Origin of the sequence: Streptomyces sp. NPDC006265 (assembly GCF_040613555.1) — a bacterium.
Classification (GTDB): Bacteria; Actinomycetota; Actinomycetes; order Streptomycetales; family Streptomycetaceae; genus Streptomyces.
On the sequence record NZ_JBEXSH010000462.1, the window covers coordinates 1 to 7095 of the forward strand.

Annotated in this window: 5 protein-coding genes and 1 pseudogene; all 6 read left to right on the forward strand. The window is 66.7% G+C overall.

The window, feature by feature from the left end; genetic code table 11:
- Positions 1–559 precede the first annotated feature (559 nt).
- The 6 genes and pseudogenes from ABZ281_RS30370 to ABZ281_RS30395 all read left to right on the forward strand — a co-directional run bounded on the left by ABZ281_RS30370 (position 560) and on the right by ABZ281_RS30395 (position 6939).
- The gene (locus ABZ281_RS30370) at positions 560–2200 is read left to right on the forward strand and encodes an ABC transporter substrate-binding protein (RefSeq protein WP_356660637.1); all 1641 of its coding nucleotides are present in this window, start codon (positions 560–562) and stop codon (positions 2198–2200) included.
- A 146-nt stretch (positions 2201–2346) separates the two neighbouring features.
- A complete protein-coding gene (locus ABZ281_RS30375; protein ID WP_356660639.1) occupies positions 2347–3273 on the forward strand; it encodes an ABC transporter permease in 927 nt (308 codons plus the stop codon).
- A complete protein-coding gene (locus ABZ281_RS30380; RefSeq protein WP_356660641.1) occupies positions 3266–4234 on the forward strand; it encodes an ABC transporter permease in 969 nt (322 codons plus the stop codon). Before ABZ281_RS30375 ends, ABZ281_RS30380 begins: the two co-directional genes overlap by 8 nt.
- An 11-nt stretch (positions 4235–4245) precedes the next feature.
- Positions 4246–5304, forward strand: a complete 1059-nt coding sequence (locus tag ABZ281_RS30385) for an ABC transporter ATP-binding protein (protein WP_356660643.1) — start codon at positions 4246–4248, stop codon at positions 5302–5304.
- Positions 5297–6445, forward strand: a complete 1149-nt coding sequence (locus ABZ281_RS30390) for a dipeptide ABC transporter ATP-binding protein (RefSeq protein WP_356660645.1) — start codon at positions 5297–5299, stop codon at positions 6443–6445. The genes ABZ281_RS30385 and ABZ281_RS30390 overlap by 8 nt, the downstream gene beginning before the upstream one ends.
- Before the next feature lie 77 nt (positions 6446–6522).
- Positions 6523–6939 (forward strand): annotated as a pseudogene (locus ABZ281_RS30395) (VOC family protein).
- The last annotated feature ends 156 nt before the right edge of the window (positions 6940–7095 follow it).

The following is a 7095-nucleotide window of genomic DNA, read 5'->3' on the forward strand; positions in this document are numbered from 1 at the left end:
GTGCCGTCGTGTGTAGGAGGGGGAACGCGAAGGAAAGGGTTAGGGAAAACCCTCGATTTGCCGGTGACAGCCGTCAGGGGCGGTTTTCTCCCACTACCCTGCTCCGGAAGCGCCAGGCGTCCCCGACCCCGGGGAACGCGCAACGGCCTTGCCGCACAAGCTTCTTGAGCGCGCGACAGACTCCGGTGGCACCCTGCACGGGACCCACGGTACGTCGCAAGCGGTTTATCTCACTCTCACGTCCGGAATGCGGACAGCCGACACCGATAGATGTGTAACAAGTCCGTTTCGCAGGGATCTTTCACCAAACCCTTTGTCCGGATTTTGGAAGATGTAGGCGAGAGCTGTGATCGAACCGAGACCTCGAGAGTGTGGTTCGGTCCTGGCGTTTGGCAGATAGTTAGGCGCGTAGAGCTCGGATGTACGGGTCAGTAGCCGGCAGCGGCGCGACTCACGAGCGCGGGGGCACTCGACGAATTCCGGCACCGGCGACGGGCGGGGGCCGTGATGTGTCGTGTGCTCCCTTCGCGGTGAACCAATGACTTCATAGGAGGAACCCATGCGCGGTGCCAAGAGCGCCAAGTGGGTCGCGGGGGCGATAGTCGTCGCCCTGGCCGCTACCGCCTGCGGCGGCGGCGACGACAGTGCCGGCGACGACATGAACAAGGGGAAGGCCGACCCGAACGGCATCGTCACTGCGCAGCTGAGCGAGCCTCAGAACCCGCTCCAGCCGGCCAACGCCAAGGAGAGCCAGGGCAGCCGTGTCCTGCGCACGATCTTCGCCGGCCTGGTCGACTACGAGCCCGGCACCGGCAAGCTCGAGTACGTCAACGCCGAGTCGGTCACGCCGAACGACGACTCGTCCGAGTGGACCGTCAAGCTCAAGCCGGGCTGGAAGTTCCACGACGGCACCCCGGTGACCGCGAAGTCCTACGTGGACTCCTGGAACTGGTCCGCCAACGTCAAGAACAACCAGACCAACTCCAGCTGGTTCGCGGACATCGCCGGCTTCGAGGACGTGCACCCGGAGAAGGGTGACCCGAAGAGCGACAAGATGTCGGGTCTGAAGGTCGTCGACGACAACACCTTCACGATCAAGCTGACGCAGCCGGTCTCGTACTTCGCGTACAAGCTGGGCTACGACGTGTGGGCGCCGCTGCCCGAGGCCTTCTTCAAGGACCCGAAGGGCTTCGGTCAGAAGCCGGTCGGCAACGGCCCGTACAAGTTCGTGTCCTGGGAGCACAACAAGCTCATCAAGGTCCGCAAGTTCGCGGACTACAAGGGCCCGAACGTCGCCAAGAACGGCGGCATCGACTTCAAGAACTACACGACCGCCGACGCCGCGTACTCGGACCTGCGCTCGGACAACGTGGACTGGATCGAGCAGGTCCCGACCACCGCGCTGACGAACTACAAGACGGACCTCGGCGACCGCGCCATCGACGAGCCGTACTCGGCCGTCCAGTCGATCGTCCCGGCGTTCTACACCAAGCAGTTCAAGGACCTCGACCCCAAGGTCATCCAGGGTCTGTCCATGGCGATCGACCGCCAGACGATCACCAAGACCGTCCTCCAGGGCACGCGTACCCCGGCCGACTCCTACGTCGCCCCGGGCGTCCTCGGCTACAAGAAGGGCGCGCTCGGCGACATCGTCAAGTTCGACCCGGCCCAGGCCAAGAAGCTCATCCAGGAGGGTGGCGGAGTCCCGGGCAACAAGATCCAGATCCAGTACAACGCCGACCAGGACCACAAGCCCTGGGTCGACGCGGTCTGCAACTCGATCCGCAAGTCCACCGGTGTGGAGTGCACGGGCGACCCGAAGCCGACCTTCCAGGCCGACCTCGACGCCCGTGACAAGCACGCCGTGAAGTCCATGTACCGCGGTGGCTGGGTGCTGGACTACCCGGTCAACTCGAACTTCATGCGCGACCTGTACGGCTCCACGGCGGCCGGCAACACCAGCGGTTACTCCAATAAGGAGTTCGACAAGCTGAGCTCCGAGGCGGACAAGGCCAGCTCGATCGACGAGACCGTGAAGCTGTACCAGAACGCGGAGCAGCTCCTCGCCAAGGACATGCCGGCGATTCCGCTCTGGTTCTACAAGGTCAACAGCGGTCAGTCCAGGAACATCCTGGGCAAGATCGAGTACGGCCAGGACGGTGACCCGATCTTCGACACCATCCAGGTCAAGCAGAAGTAACCAGACGACCGCAGACCGGTGCCGCCCCTCCCGCACAAAGGGGAGCGGCGGCGCCGGTCCGTAGGCACAGGCCTCCACCTCACCCCCTCACCTGCGGTAGATGAGTGCGCAGGCCTCGCCGACCCCTCACGGCATGGAGGCGCAAGATGGGGCGCTACGCCGCCAGGCGACTGCTCCAGATGATCCCGATCTTCATCGGGACAACTCTGTTGATCTTCCTGATGGTCCACATTCTGCCGGGCGACCCGGTCCGGGCCATCTACGGGGACAAGGCTCCCGATCCCGCACAGATCGCGCAGATCAAGCGCGAGTACGGCTTCGACAAGCCCGTCCTCGAGCAGTACTTCCACTACATGGTCAATCTCCTCAAGGGAGACTTCGGCAACAACCTCGCCGGACGCCCGGTCATCGACCTCATGGCCGACGCCTTCCCGGTGACTCTGCGGCTGACGCTGCTCGCCATCACCATCGAGATCATCATCGGTGTGGGCCTGGGCGCGTGGGCCGGTCTGCGGGCCGGCAAGGCCGCCGACACCGGCGTGCTGGTCTTCACCCTGACGGTGATCTCCATCCCGGTCTTCGTGCTCGGCTTCATCGCCCGGTTCATCTTCGCCGACGAACTCGGCTGGCTGCCGCCCAACGTCCAGGACTCCACGAGCTACTCGCAGTTGTTCCTGCCGGCGTTCGTCCTGGCCATGTTGTCCATGGCCTACGTGGCCCGGCTGACCCGGACGACCTTCGCCGAGAACCTGCGCGCCGACTACATGCGCACCGCGCTCGCCAAGGGCCTGCCCCGGCGCCGCATCATCGGTGTCCACCTGCTGCGCAACTCGCTGATCCCGGTCGTCACCTTCGTCGGCACCGACGTCGGCGGCTTCATCGGCGGCGCGGTCATCACCGAGGGCATCTTCAACATCCAGGGTGTCGGCAACCTCCTCTACAGGGCGATCCAGACGAGCGAGGGCTCGACGGTCACGGGTGTGGTGACGGTGCTCGTCCTCGTCATCCTCCTGATCAACCTGCTCATCGACCTGCTGTACGCGGTCCTGGACCCGAGGATCCGGTATGCCTGACGTGACCAAGGCCCAGACCACCGACGCCGTGACCGTGGACGCCATCGCCCCGCCGGCCGTCGACGCCCCCGGCAAGGAGAGCACGCAGAAGAGCGAGAAACCCCGCTCCCTGTGGGGCGACGCCTGGTACGACCTACGGCACCGGCCCATGTTCTGGATCTCCTCGGTGCTGCTGGTCCTGCTGCTGGTGATCGCCGCGTTCCCGGGCATGTTCACCAGCGTCGACCCGCGCAGCGGCGACCTCGTCCACCACTACCTGGGCAAGCCGGAGCTGGGGCACTTCTTCCAGCCCGACTGGTTCGGCTACGACCAGCAGGGCCGCTCGATCTACTCGCGCGTCATCCACGGCACCCGTGCCTCGATCCTCGTCGGCGTCTGCGTCACCGCGGCCGTCACGCTGCTCGGCGGTCTGCTCGGCATGCTGGCGGGCTACTTCGGAGGCTGGGTCGACTCGGTGATCTCCCGGATCGTCGACATCTTCTTCGGCCTGCCGTTCCTGCTCGGCACCATGGTCGTCCTGAACGCCTTCACCGAGCGCAAGGTCTACGTGGTCATCCTGGCCCTGGCCTGCCTGGGCTGGACCTCGATCGCGCGGGTCATGCGCAGCTCGGTGATCACGGCCAAGCAGGCGGACTACGTGACGGCGGCCCGGGCGCTCGGCGCCGGCACCCCGCGGATCCTGTTCCGTCACGTGATGCCGAATGCCGTCGCGCCGACCATCGTCGTGGCCACGATCGCCCTCGGCGGTTACATCTCCGCGGAGGCGACGCTGTCGTTCCTCGGCCTCGGCCTCAGCGACCCGACGATCTCGTGGGGCATCGACATCTCCGAGGGCAGCAGGGTGATCCGGGACAACCCGCACACGCTGCTGTTCCCGGCGGGCATGCTCAGCCTCACGGTCTTCGCGTTCATCATGCTCGGCGACGCGGTCCGCGACGCCCTTGACCCGAAGCTGCGCTGAGGAGGGCGTACGTGACCACCATAGACAAGACCCGGAACGTCCCCGAGCCGCGCGGCGCGGCCGAGGGTGACGTTCCCCTGCTCGAAGTACGCGACCTGCACGTCGAGTTCCACACCCGTGACGGTGTGGCCAAGGCTGTCAACGGCGTCAACTACACCGTGAGCTCCGGCGAGACCCTCGCCGTGCTCGGTGAGTCCGGCTCCGGCAAGTCCGTGACCGCCCAGGCCATCATGGGCATCCTCGACATGCCGCCCGGGCGGATCCCCAAGGGACAGATCCTTTACCGCGGTGAGGACATGCTCGCCATGTCCAATGACGCCCGGCGCAAGGTCCGCGGCAGGAAGATCGCCATGATCTTCCAGGACGCGCTGTCCGCGCTGAACCCGGTGCTGTCCGTCGGCTACCAGCTCGGCGAGATGTTCCGCGTCCACCAGGGCCTGAGCAAGAAGGACGCCAAGGCCAAGGCCATCGAGCTGATGGACCGCGTGAAGATCCCGGCCGCCAGGGAGCGCGTCGGCGACTACCCGCACCAGTTCTCCGGCGGTATGCGCCAGCGCATCATGATCGCGATGGCGCTCGCCCTGGAGCCGGACCTGATCATCGCCGACGAGCCGACGACGGCCCTCGACGTGACGGTCCAGGCCCAGGTCATGGACCTGCTCGCGGAGCTCCAGCGCGAGTACAACATGGGTCTGATCCTGATCACCCACGACCTCGGCGTGGTCGCTGACGTCGCGGACAAGATCGCCGTGATGTACGCGGGCCGGATCGTGGAGACCGCGCCCGTGCACGAGCTGTACAAGCGGCCCGCGCACCCCTACACCAAGGGTCTGCTCGAGTCGATCCCGCGCCTGGACCAGAAGGGCCAGGACCTGTACGCGATCAAGGGCCTCCCGCCCAACCTGACGCGTATCCCGTCCGGTTGCGCCTTCAACCCGCGCTGCCCCATGGCGCAGGACATCTGCCGTACGGACGTCCCGCTGCTGAACCCGGTCACCGAGCGCGACGGCGGCGAGCTGCCCGGCCGCGGCAGCGCGTGCCACTTCTGGAAGGAGACGATCCATGGCTGAGCTGGACAAGACGGACGAGTCCATGGACGCCGCCCCCAACGTCACCGAGGTCGAGACGGTCGAGGCCGCCAGCGATGCGGAGGCCGTGGCCGCCGTCGAGGCGCCGGTCGAGCGCGGTGAGCCGATCCTGCAGGTGCGCAACCTGGTCAAGCACTTCCCGCTGACCCAGGGCATCCTGTTCAAGCGTCAGATCGGCGCGGTCAAGGCCGTGGACGGGGTCTCCTTCGACCTCTACCAGGGTGAGACGCTCGGCATCGTGGGCGAGTCCGGCTGTGGCAAGTCCACGGTCGCCAAGCTGCTGATGATGCTGGAGAAGGCGACCGCGGGCGAGGTCTTCTACAAGGGCCAGGACATCACCAAGCTGTCCGGGCGTGCGCTGAAGGCGGTCCGCCGGAACATCCAGATGGTGTTCCAGGACCCGTACACCTCGCTCAACCCCCGTATGACGGTGGGCGACATCATCGGGGAGCCGTTCGACATCCACCCCGAGGTGGCCCCGAAGGGTGACCGCCGCCGCAAGGTCCAGGACCTCCTGGACGTCGTCGGCCTCAACCCCGAGTACATCAACCGCTACCCGCACCAGTTCTCGGGCGGTCAGCGCCAGCGCATCGGCATCGCCCGCGGCCTGGCGCTCAACCCCGAGATCATCATCTGCGACGAGCCGGTCTCCGCGCTGGACGTGTCCGTCCAGGCGCAGGTCATCAACCTGATGGAGAAGCTGCAGAACGAGTTCAACCTCTCGTATCTCTTCATCGCGCACGACCTGTCGATCGTCCGGCACATCTCGGACCGCGTGGGTGTGATGTACCTCGGCAAGATGGCCGAGATCGGCTCGGACACGGAGATCTACGACCACCCGACGCACCCCTACACTCAGGCGCTGCTGTCGGCCGTCCCGGTCCCCGACCCGGCGTCCCGCGAGGGCCGCGAGCGGATCATCCTCACCGGCGACGTCCCGTCCCCGGCCAACCCGCCCTCGGGCTGCCGCTTCCGCACCCGCTGCTGGAAGGCCCAGGACAAGTGCGCCCAGGAGGTCCCCCTCCTGGCCATCCCCGAGCGCTTCCAGGGCTCGGACACCCCGGCGGCCCACGACTCGGCCTGCCACTTCGCAGAGGAAAAGGACGTGGTCCACGCGGCCTGACCCGCCGACCCGATGTCCCCACCGGTTCCCGGCATCCCCGCAACGGGGTGCCGGGAACCGGCGTTCGAGGATCCTGGATGCTGCATCACATCGAACTGTGGGTTCCCGACCTGCCGCGGGCGGTCCGTGAATGGGGCTGGCTCCTCGGACGCCTCGGCTGTCACCCGTACCAGGAGTGGGAACACGGCCGCAGCTGGCGGCTCGGCCCGACGTAACTCGTCGTCGAGCAGTCGCCGGCGATGAGCGCGGCCGGGCACGACCGCATGCGGCCGGGGTTGAACCACCTCGCGTTCCACGCGGGGCCACCGGCGCTGGTCGACGCGCTGGCCGCCGAGGCTCCCGCGCACGGCTGGCGGCCGCTCTTCGCGGACCGCTACCCGCACGCCGGCGGCCCCGAACACCATGCGGCCTATCTCGCGAACACCGACGGCTTCGAGGTGGAAGTCGTGGCATCCGAGGCACACACCCCCGCAAACCCCCACCAACTGCGTTAACACGTAGGCAACTTCGCCGACCCGGCTCCGATATACGGACGCGTCAGGCTGGTCGGCGTACGGCCGTGCGGGTGCCGTAGGCGGGCCGGAGCGCTGCGAGGCAGGAACTCTGGTCGAAGGAGATCCTGTTCCAGTCGATGCCGATTCTCCGGTCTC

Coding starts and splice junctions, on each gene's coding strand:
- ABZ281_RS30375 (WP_356660639.1), top strand. CDS start 2,347: ATGGGGCGCTACGCCGCCAGGCGACTGCTCCAGATGATCCCGATCTTC.
- ABZ281_RS30370 (WP_356660637.1), top strand. CDS start 560: ATGCGCGGTGCCAAGAGCGCCAAGTGGGTCGCGGGGGCGATAGTCGTC.
- ABZ281_RS30380 (WP_356660641.1), top strand. CDS start 3,266: ATGCCTGACGTGACCAAGGCCCAGACCACCGACGCCGTGACCGTGGAC.
- ABZ281_RS30390 (WP_356660645.1), top strand. CDS start 5,297: ATGGCTGAGCTGGACAAGACGGACGAGTCCATGGACGCCGCCCCCAAC.